Raw genomic sequence first — 25,714 nt, 5'->3', positions numbered from 1 at the left:
GTAGGCATCAAGCATGACCTTGATCACGCCGATCAACGTTTCCAGCTGCGGGTTGTCACCGATGTGGGTGACGCTGCCGACCATGTTCACGTTGACGCGACGGAAGAACACGCTGGCCTTCTGGCCGATGGTCACCATGTCGATCTCGGCGCCCTTTTCCTGCCAGCCGCGCATTTCTGTCACAGCCTTGCGGAACAGGTTGTTGTTCAGGCCGCCAGCCAGACCGCGATCGGACGAGATCACGATGTAACCGACGCGCTTGACGTTCTCACGCTCAACCAGGAACGGATGCTGGAAATCGGTGCTGGCCTGGGCCAGGTGACCGATGACCTGCTTCATCGCCTGCGCGTACGGACGCGAGGTCTTCATCCGATCCTGCGCCTTGCGGATCTTGGAGGCCGAGACCATCTCGAGCGCGCGCGTCACCTTGCGGGTGTTCTGCACGCTCTTGATCTTGGTTTTGATTTCGCGTCCGCTTGCCATTTCTCGCTCGCTCTACTTACTTGGTTGAGGAGCGGCCGAGTGGCCGCTCCCTGCCGGTCGTCGCTTCGCGATTACCAGCTGCCAGTGGTCTTGAACTCGGAGATGCCCTTCTTGAAAGCGGCTTCAATCTCGTCGTTCCAGGCGCCGGTGGCATTGATCTTGGAGACCAGCTCACCTGCGGTGTTGGCGAAGTGCGCATGCAGGCCCGCTTCGAAGCCCAGCAGCTTGGCGACCGGCACGTCGTCGAGGTAACCCTCGTTGACGGCGTAGATCGACAGCGCCTGGTCGGCGATGGACATCGGCAGGTACTGCTTCTGCTTCATCAGCTCGGTGACGCGCTGACCGCGCTCCAGCTGCTTGCGGGTCGCTTCGTCCAGGTCCGAGGCGAACTGCGCGAACGCAGCCAGCTCACGGTACTGGGCCAGCGAGATACGAATACCGCCGGACAGCTTCTTGATGATCTTGGTCTGGGCCGAACCGCCCACGCGCGACACCGAGATACCGGCGTTGACGGCCGGACGGATACCGGCGTTGAACAGGTCGGTTTCCAGGAAGATCTGGCCGTCGGTGATCGAGATCACGTTGGTCGGAACGAACGCGGAAACGTCGCCGGCCTGGGTTTCGATGATCGGCAGCGCGGTCAGCGAACCGGTCTTGCCGGTGACGGCACCGTTGGTGAACTTCTCGACATACTCTTCCGACACGCGAGCTGCGCGCTCGAGCAGACGGGAGTGCAGGTAGAACACGTCACCCGGGTAGGCTTCACGGCCCGGCGGACGCTTCAGCAGCAGCGAGATCTGGCGGTAGGCAACGGCCTGCTTGGACAGATCGTCGTACACGATCAGGGCGTCTTCGCCGCGGTCCATGAAGTACTCACCCATGGTGCAGCCGGAGTAGGCGCTGATGTACTGCATCGCAGCCGACTCGGAAGCGGTAGCGGCCACGACCACGGTGTGGGCCAGTGCGCCATTCTCTTCCAGCTTGCGCACGATGTTCGCAACGGTCGAAGCCTTCTGGCCGATCGCGACGTACACGCACTTGATGCCGGTGCCCTTCTGGTTGATCACCGCATCGATGGCCATCGCGGTCTTGCCGGTCTGGCGGTCACCAATGATCAGCTCGCGCTGGCCACGGCCGATCGGAATCATGGAGTCGACCGACTTATAACCGGTCTGCACCGGCTGGTCGACGGATTTGCGCCAGATCACGCCCGGCGCAACGCGCTCCACCGGAGCGGTCTGCGAGGTGCCCAGCGGGCCCTTGCCGTCAATCGGCTCGCCCAGCGCGTTCACCACGCGGCCGAGCACTTCCGGACCCACCGGCACTTCCAGGATGCGACCGGTGGTCTTGGCCACGTCGCCTTCGCGCAGGTGCTCGTAGTCACCCAGCACCACGGCGCCGACCGAGTCACGCTCCAGGTTCAGCGCCAGTGCGTAGGTGTTGTTCGGCAGTTCGATCATTTCGCCCTGCATCACGTCGGCCAGACCGTAGATGCGCACGATGCCGTCGGACACCGAGGTCACGGTGCCTTCGTTGCGCGATTCCGCGGACAGGGCGACCTTCTCGATGCGGTTCTTGATCAGTTCGCTGATTTCGGAGGGGTTGAGCGTGGTAGCCATCGTCAAGTCCTAGTGCCGGCAATCAAGCCGGACGTTAAATTGAATTCAGTGTGCGAGTGCGGTCTGCAGGCGCGACAGCTTGCCCTTGAGCGAACCATCGATAACCACATCGCCGGCATCGATCACGGCGCCGCCGATCAGCGAAGCGTCCACCGCGGTCGATACCTCGACGTCGCGGCCGAAGCGCTTGCGCAGCGCGGCCTTGATCTTTTCCAGCTCGTCTGCCGACAGTTCAGCAGCCGAAGTCACCGTGGCTTTCAGCACGTTTTCGGCGTCGGCGCGCAGCTGGTCGAACAGGCCGGAGATTTCCGGCAGCTGCTGCAGACGGTGCGACTCGGCCAGCAGCCCCAGGAAGCGGCTGTAGGTTTCACCTGCCGCTTCCGGAGTCAGCAGGGCAACGGCATCGCCGCGGCCCAGCTGAGGGTTGGACAGCAGGGCCGACACGCGCGGATCGGCGGCAACGCGGGCGGAGAACGCAAGCGCGTCCGACCACGGCGCGAACTTGCCATCCTCACGCGCAATCGCGAAAGCGGCGCGGGCGTACGGGCGGGCAAGCGTGAGGGCCTGGCTCATCTCAGATCTCCGCAGCCAGCTCGTCGAGCAGCGCCTTGTGGGCGTTGGCATCGATTTCGCGCTTGAGCAGCTTCTCGGCGCCGCTCACGGCCAGTGCGGACACCTGCTTGCGCAGATCTTCGCGGGCGCGATTGGCAGCAGCGTCGATTTCAGCCTGGGCCAGATCTTTCTGACGGTTGGCTTCAGCAACGGCTTCGTTCTTGGCCGCTTCAACGATCTGGTTGGCGCGGACATGAGCCTGATCGATGATTTCGTTGGCCTTGCCACGAGCGTCCTTCAACGCTTCGTTGACCTTTTCCTGCGTCTGGGCCAGATCTTTCTGGCTGCGATCGGCAGCAGCCAAGCCTTCAGCGATCTTCTGCTGACGCTCTTCGATAGCCTTCATCAACGGCGGCCAGATCAGGGTCGCGATGATCCAGATCAGCGCGGCAAACGCCAGGGCCTGCGCAATGAGGGTGAAATTGATATTCATGGATTAGCTCAGTCGCTGTGTCGGGGGTGGTTGCGCCGCCGTGGCGACGCAACCGAACCTTCATCCGAGGCCGGATGCCCGAAGGCAACCGGCCATCTCACTGCAGCTGGATCAGCCAGCCAGCTTGGCGGCTTCGGCCAGCAGCGTGGAAGCCAGCGGGTTGGCGAAGGCCAGCAGCAGGCCGACGGCGACCGAGATGATGAACGCGGCGTCGATCAGGCCGGCGGTGATGAACATGCGGACCTGCAGGACCGGGATCAGTTCCGGCTGGCGAGCGGCCGATTCCAGGAACTTACCGGACATGATGGCCAGACCGAGGCCTGCACCCAGCGCGGCCAGGCCGATCATGATGCCGACGGCAAGGGCGGTGGAGCTCTGAACTTGGGCGAGGTTGGTCAGGACGGCGAAGTACATGGTTATCTCCAGGAACTTAAGTAGCTAAGGGTGATGAAACGGATGAAGGTTGAAACTGGTTGAAGCTTGTAACTCAGTGACTGTCTTCCGACAGGCTCAAGTACACGATGGACAGCATCATGAAGATGAATGCCTGCAGCGGGATCACCAGCAGATGGAACAGCATCCAGCCCAGGCCGAATGCACCACCGGCAATGGCACCGAACAAACCGGCACCACCCAGCACCCAGATCAGCAGGAAAACGATTTCGCCGCCGAACATGTTGCCGAACAGTCGCATCGCCAGAGAGATCGGCTTGCTCAGCCACTCGACGATGTTGAGGATCAGGTTGAACGGCATCATCCACTTGCCGAACGGGGCCGTCAGGAATTCCTTGATGAAGCCCAGCACGCCCTTGGACTTGAGCGAGAAGAAGATCATCAGGAAGAACACGCTGATCGACATGCCCAGGGTGGCATTGACGTCAGCGGTCGGCACCGGCTTCCAGTAGTGGATGCCCGCCCATTCCAGCGGCTTGGAAATGAAATCGGCCGGGATCATCTTGATGAGGTTCATCAACAGGATCCAGAAGAAGATGGTGATCGCGATCGGCGTCACCAGCTTGCTCTTGCCGTGATAGGTGTCCTTGGCCTGGCGGTCAACGAACTCCAGGCAGATTTCAACAAACGCCTGCCACTTGCCCGGCACGCCGGCCGTGGCCTTGCGCGTCGCCATCCAGAACGCGAACACCATCAACAGGCCCATCAGGACTGAAGTAAAGATGGTGTCTACGTGGATCGTCCAGAAACCGCCGCCTTCACCGACCGGAGCGGTCAGGTTCTGCAAGTGATGCTGGATGTAGCTGGTAGGAGTTAGAGCCTCGCCCGCCATGTGTCCGTAACCTTTATGAATTCGATCAACGTCTGGCCAGAGCCAGGACTTGGAACATCATTCCCACCGCCAAACCCGCGAACAGCGGCAGCGCGGGAAGCTTCAACCAGACAAGGCCAATTGCAAACACGGCGATGACCAGTACCCATTTCAGCAACATCGCCAGAATCAGGCGCATCATTGCCGAACCAGCGGCCTGAACGCCGCCACCGAGTGCCATACGGGCCGCAATCCAGCCCCCTGCCACCACTGCCAGACCCGACGCCGCAGCGCCGATGGCGGACTTAGGCCCCGCCATGAAGAGGAAGGCCAGAGCCAGGACAGCCACTGCTGCCAGCGGATAGACCGCGGCGCGCAACATCAGTCGCCGACCCGCGTCAACGGAGTTCAGCACGTCAAAGTGTCCTGCAAGGTGAAAGTGGGAACCGAATCGCGCAGAGGCGCCTCGTCGAGCCGCGAAAGTATAACAGTGAGACATTTTGAGAGACAACCGGCATCTGGCATCCCATTTGACTATGCAAGTTGCCGCAATTTCAGGAATTTTCGCCAAATCGGCCCTTTTTGCAGGCCGCGGATGCGGCAATGCAGCAGCGGGAACTTCCTGCCAGCACCCCGGTCTGACCCCTGCGTCTGCCGCCATTACCTCGTCGATGGCGGCGGATCCGGGTGAGGTGGTGCTGCCAGCCCTCTGCAGCACCACCTCACCGCATTCATTTTCAGGCATCTCTACACATCACCTACACGCGTGGTCACGCCGACGGTACGCACGACCTATCAAGGTCCATTGCTTTCAAGCAACACGAAGGCAACAACGATGCGCAATCCCCGCTTCATTCCCGTAATCGCTCCCTGCGCGTTGGCGCTGGGTCTTTTCAGTGCAGCCGCGGCACACGCCGCCGAAGACGATCCGCGTTTCACGCTGCGCTTGGGGGCGATGAACATCGACACCGACAACACGATCCGTGGCAGCACCAACATCGGCGGGCAGGATGTCGATGTGTCCGAAGATTTCAGCATGGGCGGCAAGGAATGGGAGCCGCGCGTGGATGGCATGTTCCGCATCAGTGATCGGCAGCGATTGATCTTCGACTACTTCAAGTACGACAAGGATCGCCGCGAGACACTCGGTGATACGGTCAACTACGGTGACACCACGGTGCCTGCCGGCAGCTTCGTCAAAGGCGAACTGAAGTACCAGGTCGCGACGCTGGTCTACGACTATTCGGTGGTGGACGGTGAGAAATTCGACGTCGGCCTGCAACTGGGTGCCGAGTACGCCAAGATCAGCGCAGATGCCTATGCCGATCTTGGCGATCTCTACCAAGGCCGTTTCATCAATGAAAAAGCCGACGGCATCGCGCCGGTGGTGGGCGCGCGATTGACCTTCACGCCGTCCGAGCATTGGATGATCAACCTGCAGGGCCAGTACCTCAACACCAGCTGGGGCAACTTCGACGATTACAAAGGCGACCTGAGTCGTGCGAATGCAATCGTGCAATACAACGTCAACCAGAACTTCGGCATCTTCGCCGGCTACGACTGGTTCAAGCTGGATGCCGACAAGCGCGGCAGTGATGGCGTTGTCGGCTTGAAGCAGGAATTCAAGGGACCACTGGCGGGCGTGAGTTTGTCGTTCTGACGCGACGTTTGTAGCGCCGAGCCATGCTCGGCAGCGGCTGCAACGCGACATCACTGCTCGCTACAAAGGCTGCCCTCACCTCCACTCCGTGCCCCAGCCCTTGCGCTGGCGCAAGGGCGTTCGGGGAGCAGCGAACCAATGGTTCGCAAGCTGCTCCTCTCACCCCGCACGCGGGAGAGGGGCTTGTAGCACCGCGCGCTTATCCGGGCTACGGCGCAGGCGGCGGCATCAACTGGGTGGCCACGCAAATGTAATCCGCCAACGGCATCTCACCCACAGCCGCGCGACGTTGATCAACTTGATCCGGCACCTCCATCGGCTTGGGTTGCCACTTTCCACCCACCGCCAACAACTGGCTGCCATAACGCTGCGGCTGCTCCGAGTTCACCAGCACGCGATCCGTCAGCAACGCGAATTCGCGCGATGACACTTCGCCGCGCGCTACGAGCGGCATGATCTGCTCCAACACGCCGCGCTGGAAATCCACATCACGGTCAGCATGCTGCACCAGCAACCAGGCAGCAGATAAGCCATCCGCGCCAACCTGAGCAACACCCGGAAGCCCGCGGTATTCGGCAACGATCTTTTTTATTTCCGGCAAGTTGGCCGCATCCACGGCAAGCATCTTCTCGATCATCGACGGCGACCAGTCGCCGGTGCGCGCCTCCTGATCGACACGCGCCATCTCAAGCAGTTGCACACGCAACGCCGGCTCGCTTGCAATCACATCAGCCTGCACACCGACGCGGGACGGCCGATGCAGCTTGGCTGCTTCGATGAAGGCCGCCGCATCCGGGCACTTCAACAACGCCGCAGCAAGCGCTGGGTCGTCATCATCGGCCCGCGCATTGCACGCAAACGCCAACATCGCAACCGCCGAAATCGCCCGCAACATTCCCTTGCTCCTTTCCAATCAGCAGATACAACGACGCCCCGGTGAAGGGGCGTCGTGTGAATTACTTCTTCTTCGGAATGTACAGATCGGTGATGGTGCCGTCGTAGATTTCCGCTGCCATCGCCACCGACTCACTCAAGGTCGGATGTGCGTGGATGGTGTGGCCGATGTCTTCGGCTTCGGCACCCATTTCGATGGCCAGACCAATTTCGGCGAGCAACTCACCGGCATGCACGCCGACGATGGCGCCGCCGATGACGCGATGGGTTTCTTCGTCGAAGATCAGCTTGGTGAAGCCTTCGGTGCGACCAATACCAATCGCGCGACCACTGGCCGCCCACGGGAACTTGGCCACGCTCACCTTCAAACCCTTGGCCTTGGCCTCGGTCTCGGTGACGCCCACCCAGGCGATTTCCGGGTTGGTGTAAGCCACCGACGGAATCACGCGGGCCACCCATTCCTTCTTCTCACCGAAGGCCACTTCCGCGGCCAACTTGCCTTCGTGCGTGGCCTTGTGAGCCAGCATCGGGTTACCGACGATGTCGCCGATGGCAAAGATGTGCGGCACGTTGGTGCGCATCTGGCGATCCACCGGAATGAAGCCGCGATCGGTCACTTCCACACCAGCCTTGTCGGCGTCGATCTTCTTGCCGTTGGCCGAGCGGCCCACCGCGACCAGCACGCGATCAAAGGTGGCGCTTTCCATCGCCGGCTTCTCGCCTTCGGTGGCAGCCTCGAACGTTACCGTGATGCCCTTCTTGTCGGCCGTGACGCCCGACGCCTTGGTCTTCAGGTGAACGTCGATGCCCTGCTTCTTCAGGCGGTCGGCCAGCGGCTTGACCAGATCCTTGTCGGCACCCGGCATCAGCTGGTCCATGAACTCGACCACGGTGACCTTGGCGCCGAGCGCGCTGTACACGGTGGCCATTTCCAGGCCGATGATGCCGCCGCCAACCACCAGCAGCGAACCCGGCACTTCGGCCAGTTCCAGCGCGTCGGTGGAATCCATCACGCGCTTGTCGTCCCACGGGAAGTTCGGCAGCTTCACTGCCTGCGAACCGGCGGCAATGACGCACTGCTCGAAGCGCAGCAGCTGGGTCTTGCCGTCGTCGCCGGTGATTTCCAGCTCATTGGCAGAGACGAACTTGGCCAAGCCGTGAACGGTGCGGATCTTGCGCTGCTTGGCCATGCCGGCCAGGCCCTTGGTCAGCTGACCGACGACCTTTTCCTTGTACTCGCGCAGCTTGTCCAGGCTGATCTTCGGCGCGCCGTACTCGATGCCCAGTTCATTGGCGTGCGAGGCGTGGTCGATGATCTCGGCCGCGTGCAGCAGCGCCTTGGACGGAATGCAGCCGACGTTGAGGCAGACGCCGCCGAGGTTGGCGTAGCGCTCGATCAACACGGTATCCATGCCCAGATCAGCGGCACGGAACGCAGCGGTGTAACCACCCGGACCGGCACCCAACACCACGATGCGGCACTCGATATCCGCAGTGCGACCGCTGGACGGCAGTGCCTTGGCGGCAACGGCGGGGTCCGGTGCGCGGTGCGATGGCGTTACCGGCGGCTTGCTGCCCGGTGCAACCTTGCTGGCCGGGGCAGCCGCAGCGGCGCCTTCGGCTTCCAGAATCACCACGACATCGCCTTCGGACAATTTGTCGTCGAGCTTGACCTTGATTTCCTTGACCACGCCGGCTGCCGAGGACGGCACTTCCAGCGTCGCCTTGTCCGATTCCAGCGTGACCAGGCCCTGATCCTTGACCACCGTGTCGCCCACGGCCACCAGGATTTCGATCACCGGCACGCTGTCGTAATCGCCGATGTCCGGCACCTTCACTTCGACCAGACCGGTGGCCGCCGGTGCACTCACCGCGGCTGCAGCGGGCGCAGCAGCCGGTTGTGCCGGCGCTGCCACAGGCGCGGCCGGTGCAGCCGCCGCCGGAGCCGCCGCAGCGACAGGCGCAGCGGCCTCGCCTTCGGCTTCCAGAATCACCACCACGTCGCCTTCGGACAGCTTGTCGTCGAGCTTGACCTTGATTTCCTTGACCACGCCTGCGGCCGAGGACGGCACTTCCAGCGTCGCCTTGTCCGACTCCAGCGTGACCAGCCCCTGATCCTTCTTCACTGTGTCGCCCACAGCGACCAGGATTTCGATCACCGGCACACTGTCGTAATCACCAATGTCCGGAACCTTGATTTCAATCGTCGCCATTGTTTTCTCCAGTGGGCTCAGCCGGCGTCTTCGCCGGAGAACCGGTTGTGCATCTTGTCGAGCGCGCGTTCGATTGCCTCGTAGCGCTTCTCGTACTTTTTGTCTTTGCTGTGTGCCAGTTCGGTCAGCAGCGTGGCCTGCTCCAGCAGCGCTTCCAACTGCCCGCAACCCGGCCGCAGTCCGCTGTAGCGTTCACCGTTGATGGTGAAAGAAACCACCTCGCCATCGGTGACCGGCGCACGCGCCGCCACTTCCGGCGTGGACAACGCCTGGGCCCAGACCTGGACCACACGCTGCGCCAGCGCATCCGGCAACGGTGCCCGTGCGAATGACGGGCTCTGCTCCAGGCGCAGGTTGACGCCTGCCCGGCTGGCGCCGCTGTTCCAGCTGTAGATGCGCTTCTCGGCCATCCCTGCCAGCACGGTCCACTGGCCGCTGCCCGCGTCACGACGCAACAACACCTGCGATTCCTCGCCCCGCGCCGGCAACATCAGCAACGACAGCGTGTCTTCGGCCTGCCCGCCCAACAACTGCGACGCGGCCTGACCGTAATTGCCCACCGCCGGCGGCCAACCTTCGCCCACCACCGGCTCGCACTGGCGCGCGGCCAGTGCAGGCACGGCCAGCACCGCAAGCAGTGCCAGCAACAACGCGCGCTTGGGCGCGGTGCGCATCACAGAAGGACGCGACGCATGTCGGCCAGCACCTGCGACAGGTACGTGGTGAAGCGTGCAGCCAGCGCGCCGTCGATGACGCGGTGGTCGTAGCTCAGCGACAACGGCAACATCAGCTTCGGCGCGAATTCCTTGCCGTTCCAGATCGGCTGGATCGCCGACTTGGACACGCCGAGGATGGCCACTTCCGGTGCATTGACAATCGGGGTGAATGCGGTGCCACCGATGCCGCCCAGCGAGCTGATCGAGAAGCAACCGCCGCTCATGTCGGCCGGGCCCAGCTTGCCGTCACGGGCCTTCTTGGCCAGCTCGGTGGTTTCCTGCGCAATCTGCACCACGCCCTTCTTGTCCACGTCGCGGATCACCGGCACGACCAGGCCGTTCGGCGTGTCAGCGGCAAAGCCGATGTGGAAGTACTTCTTCAGCGTGAGGTTCTCGCCGCTGGCATCCAGCGAAGCGTTGAACTCGGGGAACTTCTTCAGTGCCGCGGCGCTGGCCTTGATCAGGAAAGCGAGCATGGTCAGCTTGATGCCGGCCTTCTCGTTCTCCTTGTTCAGCGCAACGCGCAGGCCTTCCAGGTCGGTGATGTCAGCCTGCTCGAACTGGGTGACGTGCGGGATCATCGCCCAGTTGCGGGCCAGGTTGGCGCCGGAAATCTTCTTGATGCGCGACAGCTGCACCACTTCGGTTTCACCGAACTTGCTGAAGTCCACCTTCGGCCACGGCAGCAGGTTCAGGCCGCCACCGGCTGCGGCCGGCGCAGCGCCGGCAACCGCAACACCACCGGTGAGCAGGCCCTTGACGAACTTCTGCACGTCGTCCTTGGTGATGCGGCCGCTCTTTTCGCTGCCGGACACCTGCGCCAGGTCCACGCCCAGCTCACGGGCGAACACGCGCACCGCCGGGCTGGCATACGGCACCTTGGACGGCAGCACGCCTTCGGCGTTGAACTGCACCGGCGGGCTGGCCGGCTTGCCGGTCGGCACTGCGGCCGGTGCCGGCGCGGCAGCCACCGGGGCGGCGGCCACTGGCTCAACCTTGGCGCGGGTTTCGGCGGCGGCCTCGACCTTGGCCGGCGCCGCGGGTGCGGCTGCAGCAGCCGGCTGGGCGGCGGTTTCGGTGACCTCGATCAGCGCCACAACCTTGCCTTCAGACAGGTTGTCGCCGACCTTGACCTTGATCTCCTTGACCACGCCGGACACCGACGAAGGCACTTCCATCGTCGCCTTGTCCGACTCCAGCGTGACCAGACCTTGGTCTTTCTTGACCGTATCGCCGACGGCAACCAGCACTTCGATCACCGGAATGTCGCTGTAGTCACCGATATCGGGGACAAGGGCTTCCTTGATTTCGGCCATGAAACTACTCCAGCAACAGTGAGGGAATCCTCTATTGTGGCGTCCCCGGGCCGCAGCGCCAACCGCTAGTGCTGAATTCGCCTGCGTATGTCCCTGGTCAGGCGCAAGCCAGCGCCGGCAGGGCCTTGGCCTTGCGCCGCCCATTGGTGGACAAGCTGACTTGCCGCTTGTCTCCGATGTCCTGCCCGGTCAGCCGCCCCAAGGCCGCGTTGTGGGCGATTCCGACGGGTGCAACCACGGCCGCAACTGGCCCCACGCCTCCAGCAGGCGCGGCAATGACCACGCCGCATTGGCCGGACTGGTCGAGGGCAGCGACAGCACCGGCAACGCAACCGCCACAACCGGCAAAGCCGGTTGCACCCACCGCTGGAACGCAGCGTGTGCTGCACCGCCGTTACAGGCGATGACCTGCAGCGCGGGCAAACCCGCAATCAGCGCCGGCAGCGGATTGGCCACTTCGCTGCCACGCACGATTGCCGCATCCAGACTGCCGCTGCGCCGACATTGACCAATGACATCCCACACGCCCACGCCGGCACGCTGCAACTGCTGCATGCGTTGCGGGTAATCCAGCGTTGCATCGAATCCGCACAGCGTCGCCATCACCGGCCAGAAGCGATTGCGTGGATGCGCGTAGTAACGCGCTTCATGCAATGACACCGCACCTGGCATCGAACCCAACACCAACACGCGACAGTGCGAATCCACCTGCGCGGGCAATCCCTGCAACACGTTGTTCTCCATCACAGCCACCACACGACCGTGAACAGAAATTTTGTGTTTGCGCGTGTGTCCATGGGATTCCACTCATTTTTGCTGAACATCAACATAGCGAAAAACCCCTGCGTTTAGCGCGATTCATCTACGCATCGCTACGGTTGGCACGCCCCGCAACGAGGGCCTCGACAACAACGATAGTCCCGACTGAGAGACTGAGGAGTCTGTTATGCGTTCGATCAAAATTCTGAGCCTTGCCACCCTGGGTGCACTTGCACTGTCGTCCACTGCGTTCGCGCAGGATGCCAGCAGCGACACCGCGTCGGGCAAGCATTTCGCGGTCGTCGGCGGCATCACGTTGCTGCAGCCCAAGAGCGATCCGATCAATGGCATCGACAAGTTTGACGGTGGCCCGGCGCCGACCGTGAGCGCCAGCTATTACTTCAACGACAACATCGCCGTTGAGTTGTGGGGCGCTGTCGACAAGTTCAATCACCGCGTGCGTACCGATGGCGGCGCCAAGGCCGGCACCGTTGAGCAGCAGCCGCTTGCGCTGAGTGCGCAGTACCACTTCGGCGCAGCGGACAACGTGTTCCGTCCGTTCGTTGGCCTGGGCTACTACGAGTCGAACTTCAGCAACGAGAAGATCGATGGACTGTCTGACACCGGCAACCATGTGGGTGTGGACACGGCCAAGGGCGCCATCGGCACCGTGGGTGTGGACATGAACATCAACTCCACCTGGTTTGCGCGTGCCGACGCACGTTACATGCATGCACGCCCTGACCTGCGCGTGGCTGGCAGCAACGCCGGCGAGCTGAAGATGGATCCGTGGACCGTGGGCTTCGGTATTGGTGCGCGCTTCTGATAAGCGACATCGTTCCGGTTTAGTGGAGCATGAAGAGCACGGGCCGTTCGCGGCCCGTGTTTTTTTATTGCTCTGTTGTCGGCGGCAGCTTGTGCTGCTCTCCCCTCTCCCCAACCCCTCTCCCGCAAGGGGAGAGGGGCTTTGAAGCGCAGCGAGCACAAGCATTGTCTGCGACCGCAGCTGTAGCCCCTCTCCCCTTGCGGGAGAGGGGCGAATTTCGCCTGCACACTACGGGCTGCCGTCATCACTCCACTGCAGGGCGAGGTAGTCGAAGTTGGTCTGCAGGCGCGGTTTGACGATGTCGAAGAAAGGCGACACATCGAAGTCGCGCGGGGTGTAGAGGCTGTAGTTGCGGATGTGCAGAATTTCCTGCCGCTGCTGTCGCGCACCGGCCTGCGCGGAGACGGTTTCGATCTCCGGCAGGATCGGGTAACGGATCGACTCGAATGCCTGCGCCAGTAACGTCGAACAGATCGCCTTGGTCGGTTCACCACTGCCCAGTGCAATCAAACGTCGACGCATATGCCCAGGCACCGGCGGCTGCCGGATGAGGTAACGGGCCAGATCGAAGACGTTCTTCAAGTCGTAGCTGTAGCCGAGGCGGGCGCGCATGAAACCCACCAGTTGCTCCACGGCCGCCGGTGCCAATCCCTGCGGGCGGCAGATGCGGGTGTGTTGATGGGCGAATTCACTGAGCGGAATCCGGCGCACGCCCTCCTCCACATCCACGTCGATCATCATCGGTTGTGGCTTGCCGCCTTCCACCAGCGATTCCTCGCCGATATACAGCGCCGCATGCGACCAGGTGGATTGGCTGAGGTATTTGATGGCGGTGGAAAAGCGACTATTGCCTTCCACCAACAGCACATCACCGCGCCGCAAGGTATGCAGCAGCAATGCGGGATCACTGGTGGAGGGCCGCGCCTGGTTGCGGCGCGGCTGCGCCAGAAAATGTGCCAGATGCCGCCCAAGCAAACTCAACAAGCCCATTGCATGACCTCCCCGAACCGTAGCGCCAGCGTAATGGCTGCGCGGCCCTGCCGCCATGCAGCCGGCTCAGATGGATAGGCAGAAGCTGCGTGCGTCGCGGGCTTGAGCTGCCTGCGCGGCTTGGACGTCGCGGGCTACATCGGCCTCGACGCTGCCCCGCCTTCCGTCACTCAGTGCGGGCTGCGGTCGTAACCACGGTAGCGCTGGTGATGCCGCACCCTGCGTCGCAGCAGCAGTGCGTACATGCCCGCGTAGCCCAGCAGCACCGCCGCCATTGCCAGCAAGCCGGCGTGACTGAGCCAGCCCGTCTGCGGCCACGCCACACCATTTACCGAGGCCTGCCAGCCTTGCACCATGCCCGCCACCACGCGCACCAGAATCATCAGGGTGAGTGCCAGCACCAGCCAGGTGTTGGGCTTGTAGAACAGGGTTTCGGCATTGGCATCGAAGCGGGTCAATGCATGCCCCAAGGCACCCAGCAGGAGCCCGGCCAACCAACCCAACGCGGCATACGTCCACGCGCCCGGCCACCAGAAACCGGCGACGGTGGCAAAGATCGCAAACAGCACGGTGGACACCGCCGTGCCCCAGAGATTGAACGTGACCAGCCACGGCCGCGCCAGCCGACGTGCGCCGCTGCTACGGAAGCGTTGCCACAGCGACAACGGCAGCAGCATCAACAGGATGGCCAGAAACACCAGCAAGGCGAGTGGCACTGCAAGAAGCAAAGGCATGGTCACGTGATCCAGTGATGCCGTGCCTGCGATCAATGCGTGCACAGCCGTGTAGAGGTGCACGCGCGGCAGCAGACCGGAATGGAAGACCCGCCATCGTGCGGGTCAAGACTACGCAGCGGCGTGTCATCGCCGCGTGGGCAGATGGCCTGCTGGAATCACGGACGTTGGGGTGATCGCAGGCTGGGACGAAATCCCAGCCTACGGTGTTGCCGGCGCGCGGGGCTCCCGCTTTGCGGGCGGCTGAGCGGAGCGGTGCTCCGCTGCGATATCTACCGGGAAAGCTGCTTGCCGAGCGTGGCTCGGCACTACATTTACCGAGTCGATCAGAACGCAGGCAGGACTGCGCCCTTGTACTTCTGTTCGATGAAGGCTTTCACTTCCGGGCTGGTCAGCGCCTTGGCGAGCTTCTGCACGCGGGGGTCGTCCTTGTTGTCGGTGCGCGCGACCAGGAAGTTCACGTACGGCGACTCGCTGCTTTCAATGGCCAGCGCGTCCTTGGTCGGGTTGAGGCCGGCATCGAGTGCGTAGTTGGTGTTGATCAACGCCAGATCGACCTGGTCGAGCACGCGCGGCAGCATCGCCGAATCCAGTTCGCGGAACTTGAGCTGCTTGGGGTTCTCGACGATGTCACGCTGGGTGGACAGCGCGTTGCTGGCGTCCTTGAGCTTGATGACGCCGGCGGTGTCCAGCAGGATCAGCGCGCGGCTGTTGTTGCTCGGATCATTCGGGATGACCACGTCGGCGCCGTTGGGCAGTTCGGCCAGCGATTTGATGCGGCGCGAATAGGCACCGAACGGTTCGATGTGTACACCGGTCACGGTGACCAGCGTGGTCTTGCGGTCGCGGTTGTAGGCATCCAGGTACGGCTCGGTCTGGAAGTAATTGACGTCTACCTGTTTCTGCACCAACTGGTCGTTGGGCTGCACGTAATCGTTGAACACGCGCACGTCGAGTTTGATGCCCTCTTTCTCCATCAGCGGCTTGACCACATCCAGAATCTCGGAGTGCGGCACGGCGGTGGCGGCGACGATCAACTTGGCGTCGTCGGCAGCGGGCTTGCCGCAGGCCGAAAGTGCCAAGGCGGCAGCGAACAGGGGAAGAGCGAGCAGCTTGTTCATTGGAATCAGAATCCTGTGGGGAAGGACGGTGGCACTACGCTAGCAGGCCGACACGCTGCGTGCCGGTCTGTCGTCATTGCATTATTTTCGGCTGTAATGCGAAACCAAGCGGTCGCCGATCATCTGCAGCACCTGCACCAGCACCAGCAACAGCACCACGGTGACCAGTGCGACATCGGTATGCGAGCGCTGGTAGCCATCGCGGAAGGCCAGGTCGCCCAGTCCACCGGAACCAATCGCACCGCCCATCGCGGTGAAGCCGATCAGCGCGATGGTGGTGACCGTGGCGCCGGCAATCAGACCGGGCCGCGCTTCGGGCAGCAGCACCTTGAAAACAAGCTGTCGCGTGGTGGCGCCCATTGCCTGACTGGCTTCGATGACGCCGCGATCCACTTCACGCAATGCGGTTTCCACCAAGCGCGCGTAGAACGGTGCGGCGCCGACAACCAGCGGCAGAATCGCGCCGCGCACGCCGAGCGAGGTGCCCATCAAACCCAGCGTCACCGGGATCAGCACGATCATCAAAATGATGAAGGGCACCGAGCGCAGCAGATTCACCAGCAGCGCCAGCACGCCGTAAACCACCGGCTTGCGGTGCAATTGCGGTGAGCCGGTGAGGAACAGCAGCACGCCCAGCGGCAGGCCGATGGCCATGGTCAGCGGCAGCGAGCCGGCCAGCATCAGCAGGGTGTCGAAGGTGGCTTGACCGATGTCGGCCCACTTGCCGGCATCCAGATGGCGGAAGAAACCGCCTGCGGTAGCGAGCATCATCGGCGCAGCTCCTGTACATGGACGCCGGCCGCGATGAAGGCGGCCTGCGCGGCGTTCTGATCACCGCCCACCAGGGCAACGGTGAGCTGGCCGTAAGGCGTGTCCTTGATGCGGTCGATGCGGCCGGACAGGATGTTGTAGTCCACGCCGGTGTCGCGGGCGATGCGCCCGAGCAGCGGTTCGTAGGTGTCGTTGCCGAGGAAGGTCAGGCGCATGATGCGGCCGCCAACTGCGGCGTAGCTGTGCAGTTGCTCACTTTCGTCCACATGCTCGGATTCGGAGACAAAGCGGCGCGTGGTCGGGTGCTTGGGATGCAGGAACACATCGGTCACCGGGCCCAGCTCGACCAGATGGCCGGCGTCGAGCACGGCAACGCGGTCGCAGACGCGGCGGATCACATCCATCTCGTGGGTGATCAGCACGATGGTCAGGCCCAGCTCGCGGTTGATCTTGCCCAGCAGCGCCAGCACCGAGGCGGTGGTCTGCGGATCGAGCGCGCTGGTCGCCTCGTCGCACAGCAGAATCTGCGGGCGCGTGGCCAGGGCGCGGGCAATGCCGACGCGCTGTTTCTGGCCGCCGGACAACTGCGCCGGATATTTGTTTGCGTGCTCTTCCAGCCCAACGGTGCGCAGCAGCTCGGCCACCCGGGTATCGATCTCGGCCTTGGGCGTGCCGGCCAGCTCCAGCGGGAAGGCGACGTTGCCCGCCACGGTACGGGCCGACAGCAGGTTGAAGTGCTGGAAGATCATGCCAATGCGGCGGCGCAGCGCACGCAGGCCATCGGCGTCCAGCGCGGTGGCATCCTGCCCGTCGATCAGCACCCGCCCGCCGCTGGGTTCTTCCAGGCGGTTGATCAGGCGGATCAGGGTCGATTTGCCAGCGCCGGAGTGGCCGATGATGCCGAACACTTCGCCGGCCTGGATCTGCAGGTCGAGCGGATGCAGCGCCGTGATCGCGCGACCGTCGACGAGGTAGGACTTTTGCAGGTTCTGGAACGCGATCACTGCCAGGGCAACCGGGGGGTCAGAAGGGGGGCGTGCAGCCTAGCAGCGCAGGCCGCCCGGCGCGCGTGCTGCGTCGGTCAATCTTATTCCTTTTGGTTCTAAGTGGTGGCCGTCGTAGGCGCAGCCTTGGCAGCAAAGCGCCGCGCTACCCGGCCATGACGCCTGTCTGTGATGGCGGCCTGCCCGCCAACGGAGCCGGAACCGGTGCCGGTGCCGGTGGCGGTTTCGCGGCCGAGGCCGCTCCTACACGCGCTGATCCAGCGCCAACAGTTCAGAGGTGATCGATCTGATCCGGCCGCTGGGCACGCTGCACCCGCTCGCGGTGCAGCAGGTACAGGCCGCTGGCGACGATGATCGCCGCGCCGGCCCAGGTCCAGCGGTCGGGCAGCTTGTCCCACAGCAGCAGATCCCAGCCGATCACCCAGACCAGGCCGGTGTATTCCAGCGGCGCGATCATCGAGGCCTGGCCCAGTTGGAACGCCCGGGTCAGCGCGATCTGCCCCAGCGCACCCGCCAAACCCATGCCGGCAATCAGCGCGGCGTGCTTCCATTCCAATGGCCGCCATTCCGGCCAGGCAAGCACGCCGGCGCCGATGGCCATGATCAGCAGGAACCACACCACCATCGATTGCGGCGTATCGGTGCGGGTCAGCAAGCTGACCGTGACCGCGGCGATGGCATAGGCGGTGGCCGCCAGCAGCACCATCAGACCGGGGAAGGAGATGAGGCCGTCCACGCCGGGGCGCAACACCACCAGCACGCCGATCAGGCCGATGCCGATGGCGATCCAGCGACGCGGCCCGACATGCTCACCCAGCAGCGGCACCGACAACGCCGCCACCAGCAGCGGCGCGACGAAGTAGATGGTGTACGCGGTGGACAACGGCAGCGTGCGCAGCGCGTAGACGAAGCAGCCGATCATCACCATGCCCAGCACGCCACGCAGCAGGTGCAGGCCCCAGCGCACCGGGATGATTGAGCGCGGGCCGGCCGAGGCCAACACCCACACCAGCACGAACGGCAACGACGCCGCACCGCGCAGCATGGTGACCTGCAAGGTGGGATAGCTGGCCGCCAGCATCTTCATGCCGGCATCCATCAGCGAAAAGAAGGCGACGGCCGCCAGCATCCAGACGATGGCGCGCGCAGGGGATTTGGTTGGAGACATGGCCGGATTATCCCCTGTCGTGCGGATTGCGGATATCTCCGGGCAGAAGCGCGGCATGATTCGCGCCCTCGCATGGGCGCGGCCCCAGGAGGAGGTTGCCGAGCGACGCGGTTGGCTTCAGGTGCAGAGCCCCCCGCCCTCCCCTTGCCTTCGGCAAAGAGAGGGGTTGGCCTTCGTTCTTGTTCCGCGCAGGCCTTGTTCTCTGCTCGTTTTGGCGAAGGAAGGCGGCCGTTCGCCTAGAATGACGGCTGATTTCATTGATGGGAGCAGGCCGATGCCTTCCTTTGACGTTGTTTCCGAAGTTGACAAGCACGAGCTGGCCAATGCGCTGGACCAGGCCAACCGTGAACTGTCCACCCGCTTCGATTTCAAGGGCGTGGATGCCAAGTTCGATCTGGAAGACGAGAAGCTGATCAAGCTCACCGCGCCGACCGACTTCCAGCTCAAGCAGATGGCCGACATCCTGCGCCTGCGTCTGGCCGCACGGAACATCGATTTCCGCTGCATGGAGTTTGGCGATATCGAAACCAACCTCGGCGGTGCGCGTCAGCAGGTCACCGTCAAGCAGGGCATCGAGCAGAAGCTGGCCAAGCAGATCGCCGCCAAGATCAAGGAAGCCAAGATCAAGGTCGACACGCAGATCAACGGCGACAAGCTGCGCGTCAACGGCAAGAAGCGCGATGACCTGCAAGAGGTCATGGCGCTGTTGAAGAAGGGCGAGTTCGAGCAGCCGCTGCAGTTCGACAACTTCCGCGATTGATTCATGGCTGCAGCAGGGTCAGTCGCCCTGCTGCAGTTTGCGGTACAGCGTGGTGCGCGAAATGCCCAGCTTGCGCGCCGCCGCGCTGACGTTGCCGCGGTAGCTGTCCACTGCATCGCGTACCGCCTGGATGCCCTGCGCACGCAGCGAGCCCTTGACCGCATCGCGTGCGGCAGCCGGGATGGCCACGCTGCCGCGTCGCGTTACCGGCGCGCGCAGGTACTGCACCTGCAATGCGCTGTCTTCGGAAAAACGTACTCGCCGTGCCGGCCCGGCCTGCAACAGGCGCCGCCGCTGATGCACGTTGGCGGCAGCGAACACTTCCTCCAGCGTCACTTCCGGCAACGGCCCACGGCGCGGCAAGCCCAGCAACCGCCGTGCGACGCGATTGGCCGCACGAATGCGGCCGTTCTCTTCGATGGCCAACAATCCCTGGAACGGCGTGTTCAACCAACGGGCGTCGTGCTGCAAGGCCAACAGGTGGCACGGCCGGCATTCCTGCAGCAGCCGGTTCTCGATGGACAACGCGCCCTGCCGGAAGTAGTCCAGCAGGTAATCCGGATCGCGCTCGCCCAAGCCCGTGACGTTCAACGCACCGGCCACTTCGCCATCCAGCCCGTGCAGCGGCACGCTCAGGCAGAACATCGGCGTGAAGTGGTCCAGATAGTGCTCGTTGCCGCGCACCAGGATTGGCGTGTCCTCGCTCAACGCGCAGGTCGGTGCGTTGGTGCCCAGGTGCGACTCACGCAACTGCCGGCCCACCTGGATGGTCCGCAGCAGCGGTGAATCGGTCAGCCCGTGCTCGCGTTGGGCCACGATCACGCCCTGCGTGTTGATGCAGTACATCAGCCATTGGCGGCCGCCAAAGGCGGACCACAACTGATCCATGTCGTGCTGCGCGCAGCGCGCCAGGCGGCGATCGGCGTGGCCTTCCGGCTGCGGCGGGCGGGCCACGCGCGGCAGCTGAAGCGGCGTTTCGTGCTGCTGCATGCCCGCGGCACGCAGGCGTTCCCACGACCGTTGCAGCGGCTGCGCCAGCAGGTCATCCGGCAGCGGCGCGCCATCGGAGAATTCTTTGCGTGCGCTGGCCAACAACTGCTGGTGTTCCAACGCCGCGCCACGCGTGGCGTGTCCTTTGGGTGCGCTCATTGGGGGGCTCCTGCTTCAGAACGAGTACGCGGGCGCCTGGCCCTTGATGGTCAACCACTGCCACTGAGTGAACTCATCAATGTTGGCCGGCCCGCCTATGCTGGTCCCGTTGCCCGATACGCCGACTCCACCAAACGGGTTGATGGCCTCATCGTTTACCGTCTGGTCATTGATGTGCAGAAGCCCGGTGTGCAGTTTTTCGCTCAGTTTGAGCGCGCGCCCGACATCGCTGGAGAGGATGCCCATCGACAATCCATAGACCGTGTCGTTGGCCAGCGACACCGCATCGTCGTCGCTGTCGAACGGCACCACCACGGCGACCGGGCCGAACACTTCTTCACGAAATGCCGGGTTTTCCCGGGTGACATCGGCCAATACCGTCGCTTCAAAGAACAACTCGCGGTAATGCCCACCGGCCGCCAACATCGCGCCGGCAGCCAGCGCATCGGCAACGATCTTCGCGGCGTGATCGCGCTGTTGCGCGTTGATCAGCGGCCCCAACGCGACATCCTCGCGCGCCGGATCGCCCACCTTCAGCGCCCTGGCTTTGGCGACAAATTTTTCCAGGAAGCGTTCATAGATACGCCGCTGTACCAGGATACGGCCGGTGGCCATGCAGACCTGTCCCTGATGCAGGTACGCGCCCCATGCGGCATTGGCCACGGCCAGGTCCAGATCGGCGTCGTCCAGAATGATCAGCGAGTTCTTGCCGCCCAGTTCCAGCGACATCTTCTTCAACAGCTTGCCGGCCGTCTCCCCCACTTTGCGACCGGCAGCGGTGGAGCCGGTGAACTGGATCATGCGGATGTTCGGATCGGCGGTGAGCGCGGCACCGGCGTCGCCTTCCCCCGGCAAGACGTGCAGCACGCCAGCCGGCAGGCCGGCCAGTTCAAACAGCCGCGCGATGACGAACCCGCCGCACACCGTAGTGCGCGGGTCGGGCTTGAGCACGACCGCATTGCCCAGCGCCAACGCCGGCGCCACCGCGCGCATGGCCAGGTACAGCGGGAAGTTGAATGGGGAGATCACTCCGACCACCCCCAGCGGACGGCGCCGGGCCAGGCTCAGGCCGGCTGACCGCGTCGGCAGCACCTCGCCCAGCGCGCGCGACGGCAAGGCGGATGCTTCATGCAGGGCGCGGGTGACGATACTGAGTTCCGCGCGGGCCTTGAGCCGGGTGGCACCGCCTTCGCGGACCAGCCAATCCTCGATCTCATCGACATGCGTCTCGGCCAACGCCGCCGCGCGGCGCAGCACGCCGGCACGGGTTTCGTACGGTGCCGCAGCCCACAGCCGCTGCGCCTGCGCGGCGGCGGCAGCCGAGCGCGTCACCTGCGCCGGGTCGGCCAATGCGACATGGCCGAGCAGCGCAGCAGTGGCCGGTTCCACTACATCACGCAGCGGACCACCGGCACTCCACTGTCCATCGAATTGCTTGCCCGACCACAGCTTGGTGGGCAGAAATGCGTGCGTTGCCATCTTCCAGAACTCCATTGCAGGGGGTAGTTCGCCGATTGGACACCTGCCCACATCGCTTGCCTATTGGCCGCCAGCGGCAATCGGCCAAGCCCTTGTCGTGGAAGTGATTTGAACGGCGGCCGATGTCCCATGCGTGGACAGTCACACCGGCGTCGTGACGGGCTGGCACTACAATCGCCTACCCAGCACGCATGCAAGGCCACCATGAACGACACCACCGCGCCCCTCGGCGACCCGATCGCCGTCACCCGGAACTGGCTGGAGAAGGCCGTTATCGGCCTGAACCTGTGCCCCTTTGCCAAGGCGGTGTACGTCAAGCAGCAGGTGCGCTTTGTACTCAGCGACGCCAGCACCCCCGAAGCCCTGCTGGAAGAACTGGCCGAAGAACTGGTGCTGTTGCGTGACACCCCGGCCGAGCAGATCGACACCACCTTGCTCATCCACCCGGACGTGCTGACCGATTTCCTGGACTACAACGACTTCCTCGAAAACGCCGACATGGTCGTGGAAACGCTGGATCTTCAGGGCATCCTGCAGGTGGCCAGTTTCCACCCGCAGTACCAGTTCGCCGGCGCCGCGCCGGATGACGTGAGCAACTACACCAACCGCGCGCCGTATCCGATCCTGCACCTGTTGCGCGAAGACAGCGTGGAACGCGCGGTCGCCGCCTTCCCGGATCCGGACGTGATCATCGAACGCAACATCGAAACCCTCGACAAGCTGGGTGTCGAGGGCTGGAACAGGTTGCTGTCTGGCGACAAGGCGCACTGAACGATTCGGGACAGCAATCGTCCCGTGGGCTGGGCTGAAATCCCAGCACCCGCAATGTGATTCAAGGCCAATGCGACGCTGGGATGTCATCCCAGCCTACGCAGCGCGTGCTGCTTCTACGCGGTAGCGATTTCGGAGTTGCCCAGCATCGGCTGCAGCAATGCATGCACATCGTGCAGCGAGCCGGCGATGCGGTGGCCCAGCGCGCGCACGGTGTCATCCGGGTGCACCAGGTCGGGCACTTGAATGGCGGTCATGCCGGCGCCGAGTGCGGCGCGGATGCCGGCCGGGGAATCCTCCAGCGCCAGACAACGTGCCGGCGCATGGCCCAGCCGCTGTGCGGCCAGCAGATAGATATCCGGCGCGGGCTTGGGATGGGACACATCGCTGCTGGTCACCACCGCATGGAAATACGGCAACAAGCCCGCCGCTTCCAGTTTGCGATCCGCACGCGGCTGGCGCGTGGAGGTGGCGACCGCGCGCGGAATGTCGTGGGCCTTGAGCAGTTCCAGCAATTCGACGATGCCCGGACGCAGCGGCAAGCCGGCGTGGGTGCGTTCGTCGTACAACAGATGACACTGCTCGGACATCGCGTCCACCTGCGCATCATCAGCCAGATGCTGGCGCAACATCGCGCGGCAATCGCGGTCACCAAAACCGACCATGCCGAGGAAGAACGAACGCTCCAGCACCAGTCCGAATTCCTCGGCCGCCTGGCTCCAGCACGCCACCGAAACCCGCTCGCTGTCGATCATCAAACCGTCCATGTCGAAGATGACGGCGTCGGGAAGAAACGGCAGCGCAGTGAGGGTGTTCATGCAGCGAACAAGGTGTCCAGATCAGCGGCGGTCAGCATCCGCCATTGGCCTTCTTCCAGCCCATCCAGGCTGAGACCGCCAATGCGGCTGCGGTGCAGCGACGCCACATGATTGCCGGTGGCGGCGAACATGCGACGCACCTGGTGATAGCGGCCCTCGTGCAGCACCAGCTGTGCGTGACGCGGGTCGTGCACGTTCAATTCGGCCGGCAGCAGCGGGGTTTTCTCCGACTCCAGCAGCAAGGTGCCGCTGGCGAACAACGCCGCTTCGTTGCCACTCAGGTCCTGCGCCAACTCCGCCTCGTAGACCTTGGACAACTTGGACTTGGGCGAGATGATCCGGTGCAGCAGCGCGCCGTCGTCGGTCATCAGCAGCATGCCGCTGGTGTCGCGATCCAGCCGGCCCACGGTCGACAACACTGGCGCACGCTCGCGAAAACGCGGCGGCAGCAGGTCGTAGATCAAGCGGCCCTGGTCCTTGGTCGAGCAGGTGTAACCGGCCGGCTTGTGCAGCATCAGGATCATGCCGGCCTTCGGATCCAGCGGTTCGCCGTCAACGCGGATCGCCTCATGCTCCAGCTTGTCGTCGGCATACAGCACCTCGCCATCGGCGTCGGTGATACGGCCTTCGCGGAACATCTGCTGCACCTGCTTGCGGCTGCCGTAGCCGAGGTTGGCAATGAGCTTGACCAGCCTCACGCACGGCCCCCGCGCGTACCGACGATGACCTTGAAGCCATCACGCTCGGCGGCCACATGCACCTTGCCGAAGCTCTCGTTGAGGATGTGCTCGTACGGCAGGTGGCGGTTGGCCACCATGAACAACTGACCGCCCGGGCGCAGCGCTTCGGCGGCCACGGCGATGAAGCGGCGGCCGATGTCCGGGCGGTCTTCGCGCGCCGGGGTGTGGAACGGCGGGTTGGAGACAATGAAGTCGTAGCGGCCGTCGATGCCGGCGGTGACATCCTGCCAACGGAAGCCGAGCTGCGCGGTGCTGTCGGCCAGGTTGCGGCGGGCCAGCGCCAGCGCACGCGCTTCGGCTTCGTACAGATCCAGCGCGGTGACGTTCGGGCAACGCGCCAGCACTTCAGCCGACAGGTAACCCCAGCCCGCGCCAAGGTCGGCACCACGGCCGGCCAGCGTCGCCGGCAACTGCTCGACCAGCAGCGCCGAAGCCGGGTCGATACGGTCCCAGGCGAACACACCCGGACGGCTGTGGAAACGGCCATCGAGGATGGTGCGCGGCGCATCCAGCGCAGCCCAGCGCTTGCGCAGGGCTTCGTCATGGCTGCCGTCCAGCGGCGCGGTCCAATAGGTACGGCAGTGATTCTTGGTCAGCTTGCCGCCCAGCCCGGCCAGCTGCTGCAGGTCGCCTTCGCCGGAGCGCGCGCCTTCGTTGTTGGACTGGCAGGCCACGATCTGGCCACCCGGCGCGACCATTTCCAGCGCACGCGCAAACAGGGCGCGGGCTTCATCGCGCTGACGCGGCGGCAGCACCAGCACCAGCGGGTAACGCTCACTGGATTCCTCCAGCACCTGCTCGCTGCGCACTTCCCAACCGCTGCGCTCCAGCGCCTCGGCGAACGGGCGGAAGCTCTGCGCGCAGACCAGCTGCGAGGCGGTGGCGTGCTCGCCCAGCGGCCAACCATCGCGGGCGCGCAGGAACAGCACCTTGCCCTGCGGCCAGCGCAGATTGGAGGCGGAGAAGGGAAGGAACAGGGTTTCCAGCGGGGCGTCGTACGGAGCGGGCATGCCGATACTTGGTCGAACGGGGGCGCCCATTCTACCGGCGTGGCCGTCACCGGGCCCGTACGGGGTCGAAACGGGCGGTTGGCGGGCCGGAAAGTGCTGGGCGGGATTTCGGAAAGGCCTTGGTTGGCCGGCGCTTCGGGAGTGTCGAGCCCTGCTCGGCAGGGGCTTTCCCGAGGTCCATCCATTCTTCCTGCCCTTTTCGTAACTCGTCGTCCTTTCGAGGAAAAGACCTGAGTCAGGGCGAATTCGAGTGTTTCCGGCATTGGAGCTGAAGGGCGGAAACAAGCCAAAAAGCAACGGCGGCCCTCACCCCAACCCCTCTCCCGCTGGCGGGAGAGGGGCTCAGATTCGCCGTTGATCGGTATGCGGGAGTAACGAGCTGCCGGCGCCGAAGCGTCCACCCC

At 63.9% G+C, this 25,714-nt stretch carries 27 protein-coding genes; 4 read left to right on the top strand and 23 right to left on the bottom strand.

Annotated features, from left to right (window positions below):
* From ACREP4_RS16840 to ACREP4_RS16810, 7 genes are all read right to left on the bottom strand, one after another.
* A partial coding sequence (locus ACREP4_RS16840; RefSeq protein WP_431597349.1) for a F0F1 ATP synthase subunit gamma occupies nucleotides 1-483 on the bottom strand: 483 nt, incomplete at its 3' end.
* Between the two features lie 71 nt (nucleotides 484-554).
* Nucleotides 555-2,102, bottom strand: coding sequence for a F0F1 ATP synthase subunit alpha (gene atpA / locus ACREP4_RS16835; protein WP_431597348.1), 1,548 nt, complete (start codon nucleotides 2,100-2,102; stop codon nucleotides 555-557).
* 45 nt (nucleotides 2,103-2,147) lie between these two features.
* Nucleotides 2,148-2,675 (bottom strand): F0F1 ATP synthase subunit delta, encoded by a 528-nt coding sequence (locus tag ACREP4_RS16830; protein WP_431597347.1) that lies wholly within the window; start codon nucleotides 2,673-2,675, stop codon nucleotides 2,148-2,150.
* 1 nt (nucleotide 2,676) lies between these two features.
* Complete coding sequence (locus ACREP4_RS16825; protein ID WP_431597346.1) at nucleotides 2,677-3,147, bottom strand: F0F1 ATP synthase subunit B; 471 nt, start codon at nucleotides 3,145-3,147, stop codon at nucleotides 2,677-2,679.
* A gap of 111 nt (nucleotides 3,148-3,258) precedes the next feature.
* Entirely contained in the window at nucleotides 3,259-3,561 is a 303-nt protein-coding gene (gene atpE, locus ACREP4_RS16820; RefSeq protein WP_057635707.1) for a F0F1 ATP synthase subunit C, read from the bottom strand.
* Between the two features lie 73 nt (nucleotides 3,562-3,634).
* A complete protein-coding gene (gene atpB, locus ACREP4_RS16815; RefSeq protein ID WP_431597345.1) occupies nucleotides 3,635-4,432 on the bottom strand; it encodes a F0F1 ATP synthase subunit A in 798 nt (265 codons plus the stop codon).
* Nucleotides 4,433-4,457: 25 nt separating this feature from the next.
* Nucleotides 4,458-4,826 carry an ATP synthase subunit I gene (locus ACREP4_RS16810; RefSeq protein ID WP_431597352.1) on the bottom strand — a complete coding sequence of 123 codons (369 nt, stop codon included), beginning with the start codon at nucleotides 4,824-4,826 and terminating at the stop codon, nucleotides 4,458-4,460.
* A 420-nt stretch (nucleotides 4,827-5,246) separates the two neighbouring features.
* Here ACREP4_RS16810 and ACREP4_RS16805 point away from each other — a divergent pair, with 420 nt between their 5' ends.
* A complete protein-coding gene (locus tag ACREP4_RS16805) occupies nucleotides 5,247-6,071 on the top strand; it encodes a hypothetical protein (RefSeq protein WP_431597344.1) in 825 nt (274 codons plus the stop codon).
* A 208-nt stretch (nucleotides 6,072-6,279) separates the two neighbouring features.
* Here the strand turns inward: ACREP4_RS16805 and ACREP4_RS16800 are convergent, their stop codons facing one another.
* The 5 genes from ACREP4_RS16800 to ACREP4_RS16780 all read right to left on the bottom strand — a co-directional run bounded on the left by ACREP4_RS16800 (nucleotide 6,280) and on the right by ACREP4_RS16780 (nucleotide 11,954).
* Entirely contained in the window at nucleotides 6,280-6,966 is a 687-nt protein-coding gene (locus ACREP4_RS16800) for a DUF6624 domain-containing protein (protein WP_431597343.1), read from the bottom strand.
* Nucleotides 6,967-7,027: 61 nt separating this feature from the next.
* Nucleotides 7,028-9,178 (bottom strand): dihydrolipoyl dehydrogenase, encoded by a 2,151-nt coding sequence (gene lpdA / locus ACREP4_RS16795; RefSeq protein ID WP_431597342.1) that lies wholly within the window; start codon nucleotides 9,176-9,178, stop codon nucleotides 7,028-7,030.
* Between the two features lie 17 nt (nucleotides 9,179-9,195).
* Complete coding sequence (locus ACREP4_RS16790) at nucleotides 9,196-9,852, bottom strand: hypothetical protein (protein WP_431597341.1); 657 nt, start codon at nucleotides 9,850-9,852, stop codon at nucleotides 9,196-9,198.
* Nucleotides 9,852-11,354: a dihydrolipoyllysine-residue acetyltransferase gene (aceF, locus tag ACREP4_RS16785; protein WP_431597340.1), complete on the bottom strand. Its 1,503-nt coding sequence runs from the start codon at nucleotides 11,352-11,354 to the stop codon at nucleotides 9,852-9,854. Before aceF ends, ACREP4_RS16790 begins: the two co-directional genes overlap by 1 nt.
* A 45-nt stretch (nucleotides 11,355-11,399) precedes the next feature.
* Nucleotides 11,400-11,954: a DNA-deoxyinosine glycosylase gene (locus ACREP4_RS16780; RefSeq protein ID WP_431597339.1), complete on the bottom strand. Its 555-nt coding sequence runs from the start codon at nucleotides 11,952-11,954 to the stop codon at nucleotides 11,400-11,402.
* A gap of 202 nt (nucleotides 11,955-12,156) precedes the next feature.
* Between ACREP4_RS16780 and ACREP4_RS16775 the strand changes: the two genes are divergently transcribed.
* Nucleotides 12,157-12,795, top strand: a complete 639-nt coding sequence (locus ACREP4_RS16775; RefSeq protein WP_431597338.1) for an OmpW/AlkL family protein — start codon at nucleotides 12,157-12,159, stop codon at nucleotides 12,793-12,795.
* Between the two features lie 228 nt (nucleotides 12,796-13,023).
* Here ACREP4_RS16775 and ACREP4_RS16770 read toward each other — a convergent pair whose 3' ends face one another.
* The 6 genes from ACREP4_RS16770 to ACREP4_RS16745 form a co-directional block, all read right to left on the bottom strand.
* Complete coding sequence (locus ACREP4_RS16770) at nucleotides 13,024-13,785, bottom strand: YiiX/YebB-like N1pC/P60 family cysteine hydrolase (RefSeq protein WP_431597337.1); 762 nt, start codon at nucleotides 13,783-13,785, stop codon at nucleotides 13,024-13,026.
* Nucleotides 13,786-13,955: 170 nt separating this feature from the next.
* Entirely contained in the window at nucleotides 13,956-14,519 is a 564-nt protein-coding gene (locus ACREP4_RS16765) for a DUF1453 domain-containing protein (protein ID WP_431597336.1), read from the bottom strand.
* A gap of 326 nt (nucleotides 14,520-14,845) precedes the next feature.
* Nucleotides 14,846-15,640, bottom strand: coding sequence for a MetQ/NlpA family ABC transporter substrate-binding protein (locus ACREP4_RS16760; RefSeq protein ID WP_431597335.1), 795 nt, complete (start codon nucleotides 15,638-15,640; stop codon nucleotides 14,846-14,848).
* Nucleotides 15,641-15,721: 81 nt separating this feature from the next.
* Nucleotides 15,722-16,411, bottom strand: coding sequence for a methionine ABC transporter permease (locus ACREP4_RS16755; protein ID WP_431597334.1), 690 nt, complete (start codon nucleotides 16,409-16,411; stop codon nucleotides 15,722-15,724).
* Nucleotides 16,408-17,415, bottom strand: coding sequence for a methionine ABC transporter ATP-binding protein (locus tag ACREP4_RS16750; RefSeq protein ID WP_431597333.1), 1,008 nt, complete (start codon nucleotides 17,413-17,415; stop codon nucleotides 16,408-16,410). Before ACREP4_RS16750 ends, ACREP4_RS16755 begins: the two co-directional genes overlap by 4 nt.
* A gap of 271 nt (nucleotides 17,416-17,686) precedes the next feature.
* Nucleotides 17,687-18,583 carry a DMT family transporter gene (locus tag ACREP4_RS16745; protein WP_431597332.1) on the bottom strand — a complete coding sequence of 299 codons (897 nt, stop codon included), beginning with the start codon at nucleotides 18,581-18,583 and terminating at the stop codon, nucleotides 17,687-17,689.
* Nucleotides 18,584-18,857: 274 nt separating this feature from the next.
* On the opposite strand from ACREP4_RS16745, the gene ACREP4_RS16740 reads away from it, so the two are divergent.
* Entirely contained in the window at nucleotides 18,858-19,343 is a 486-nt protein-coding gene (locus ACREP4_RS16740; RefSeq protein WP_431597331.1) for a YajQ family cyclic di-GMP-binding protein, read from the top strand.
* A gap of 18 nt (nucleotides 19,344-19,361) precedes the next feature.
* Here ACREP4_RS16740 and ACREP4_RS16735 read toward each other — a convergent pair whose 3' ends face one another.
* Together ACREP4_RS16735 and ACREP4_RS16730 are read right to left on the bottom strand one after the other, a co-directional pair.
* Entirely contained in the window at nucleotides 19,362-20,492 is a 1,131-nt protein-coding gene (locus ACREP4_RS16735; RefSeq protein WP_431597330.1) for a helix-turn-helix domain-containing protein, read from the bottom strand.
* 15 nt (nucleotides 20,493-20,507) lie between these two features.
* Entirely contained in the window at nucleotides 20,508-21,986 is a 1,479-nt protein-coding gene (locus ACREP4_RS16730) for a benzaldehyde dehydrogenase (protein ID WP_431597329.1), read from the bottom strand.
* A 189-nt stretch (nucleotides 21,987-22,175) separates the two neighbouring features.
* On the opposite strand from ACREP4_RS16730, the gene ACREP4_RS16725 reads away from it, so the two are divergent.
* Complete coding sequence (locus tag ACREP4_RS16725) at nucleotides 22,176-22,742, top strand: DUF1415 domain-containing protein (RefSeq protein WP_431597328.1); 567 nt, start codon at nucleotides 22,176-22,178, stop codon at nucleotides 22,740-22,742.
* 116 nt (nucleotides 22,743-22,858) lie between these two features.
* Here ACREP4_RS16725 and ACREP4_RS16720 read toward each other — a convergent pair whose 3' ends face one another.
* Genes ACREP4_RS16720 through ACREP4_RS16710 form a run of 3 tightly spaced genes read right to left on the bottom strand, consistent with a single transcriptional unit; the run spans nucleotide 22,859 to nucleotide 25,310 of the window.
* Nucleotides 22,859-23,560: an HAD family hydrolase gene (locus tag ACREP4_RS16720; RefSeq protein WP_431597327.1), complete on the bottom strand. Its 702-nt coding sequence runs from the start codon at nucleotides 23,558-23,560 to the stop codon at nucleotides 22,859-22,861.
* Nucleotides 23,557-24,258 carry a pseudouridine synthase gene (locus ACREP4_RS16715; protein WP_431597326.1) on the bottom strand — a complete coding sequence of 234 codons (702 nt, stop codon included), beginning with the start codon at nucleotides 24,256-24,258 and terminating at the stop codon, nucleotides 23,557-23,559. Before ACREP4_RS16715 ends, ACREP4_RS16720 begins: the two co-directional genes overlap by 4 nt.
* Nucleotides 24,255-25,310, bottom strand: coding sequence for a class I SAM-dependent methyltransferase (locus ACREP4_RS16710; RefSeq protein WP_431597325.1), 1,056 nt, complete (start codon nucleotides 25,308-25,310; stop codon nucleotides 24,255-24,257). Before ACREP4_RS16710 ends, ACREP4_RS16715 begins: the two co-directional genes overlap by 4 nt.
* Nucleotides 25,311-25,714: the final 404 nt, after the last annotated feature.

This window comes from Stenotrophomonas sp. (genome assembly GCF_050737575.1).
Classification (GTDB): domain Bacteria; phylum Pseudomonadota; class Gammaproteobacteria; order Xanthomonadales; family Xanthomonadaceae; genus Stenotrophomonas.
Note: the sequence above shows the minus strand (reverse complement) of the source record. Positions and strands in the feature narration are given on the sequence as shown.

Bases quoted from the DNA above. Each gene is read 5' to 3' on its own strand.
- ACREP4_RS16735 (WP_431597330.1), bottom strand. From the start codon at position 20,492: ATGAGCGCACCCAAAGGACACGCCACGCGTGGCGCGGCGTTGGAACAC.
- ACREP4_RS16830 (WP_431597347.1), bottom strand. From the start codon at position 2,675: ATGAGCCAGGCCCTCACGCTTGCCCGCCCGTACGCCCGCGCCGCTTTC.
- ACREP4_RS16755 (WP_431597334.1), bottom strand. From the start codon at position 16,411: ATGATGCTCGCTACCGCAGGCGGTTTCTTCCGCCATCTGGATGCCGGC.
- ACREP4_RS16775 (WP_431597338.1), top strand. From the start codon at position 12,157: ATGCGTTCGATCAAAATTCTGAGCCTTGCCACCCTGGGTGCACTTGCA.
- ACREP4_RS16780 (WP_431597339.1), bottom strand. From the start codon at position 11,954: ATGGAGAACAACGTGTTGCAGGGATTGCCCGCGCAGGTGGATTCGCAC.
- ACREP4_RS16805 (WP_431597344.1), top strand. From the start codon at position 5,247: ATGCGCAATCCCCGCTTCATTCCCGTAATCGCTCCCTGCGCGTTGGCG.
- ACREP4_RS16725 (WP_431597328.1), top strand. From the start codon at position 22,176: ATGAACGACACCACCGCGCCCCTCGGCGACCCGATCGCCGTCACCCGG.
- ACREP4_RS16720 (WP_431597327.1), bottom strand. From the start codon at position 23,560: ATGAACACCCTCACTGCGCTGCCGTTTCTTCCCGACGCCGTCATCTTC.
- ACREP4_RS16770 (WP_431597337.1), bottom strand. From the start codon at position 13,785: ATGGGCTTGTTGAGTTTGCTTGGGCGGCATCTGGCACATTTTCTGGCG.
- atpB (WP_431597345.1), bottom strand. From the start codon at position 4,432: ATGGCGGGCGAGGCTCTAACTCCTACCAGCTACATCCAGCATCACTTG.
- aceF (WP_431597340.1), bottom strand. From the start codon at position 11,354: ATGGGCGGCGCAAGGCCAAGGCCCTGCCGGCGCTGGCTTGCGCCTGAC.
- ACREP4_RS16730 (WP_431597329.1), bottom strand. From the start codon at position 21,986: ATGGAGTTCTGGAAGATGGCAACGCACGCATTTCTGCCCACCAAGCTG.
- lpdA (WP_431597342.1), bottom strand. From the start codon at position 9,178: ATGGCGACGATTGAAATCAAGGTTCCGGACATTGGTGATTACGACAGT.
- ACREP4_RS16710 (WP_431597325.1), bottom strand. From the start codon at position 25,310: ATGCCCGCTCCGTACGACGCCCCGCTGGAAACCCTGTTCCTTCCCTTC.
- ACREP4_RS16790 (WP_431597341.1), bottom strand. From the start codon at position 9,852: ATGCGCACCGCGCCCAAGCGCGCGTTGTTGCTGGCACTGCTTGCGGTG.
- ACREP4_RS16765 (WP_431597336.1), bottom strand. From the start codon at position 14,519: ATGCCTTTGCTTCTTGCAGTGCCACTCGCCTTGCTGGTGTTTCTGGCC.
- ACREP4_RS16760 (WP_431597335.1), bottom strand. From the start codon at position 15,640: ATGAACAAGCTGCTCGCTCTTCCCCTGTTCGCTGCCGCCTTGGCACTT.
- ACREP4_RS16740 (WP_431597331.1), top strand. From the start codon at position 18,858: ATGCCTTCCTTTGACGTTGTTTCCGAAGTTGACAAGCACGAGCTGGCC.
- ACREP4_RS16800 (WP_431597343.1), bottom strand. From the start codon at position 6,966: ATGTTGCGGGCGATTTCGGCGGTTGCGATGTTGGCGTTTGCGTGCAAT.
- ACREP4_RS16745 (WP_431597332.1), bottom strand. From the start codon at position 18,583: ATGTCTCCAACCAAATCCCCTGCGCGCGCCATCGTCTGGATGCTGGCG.
- atpE (WP_057635707.1), bottom strand. From the start codon at position 3,561: ATGTACTTCGCCGTCCTGACCAACCTCGCCCAAGTTCAGAGCTCCACC.
- ACREP4_RS16825 (WP_431597346.1), bottom strand. From the start codon at position 3,147: ATGAATATCAATTTCACCCTCATTGCGCAGGCCCTGGCGTTTGCCGCG.
- atpA (WP_431597348.1), bottom strand. From the start codon at position 2,102: ATGGCTACCACGCTCAACCCCTCCGAAATCAGCGAACTGATCAAGAAC.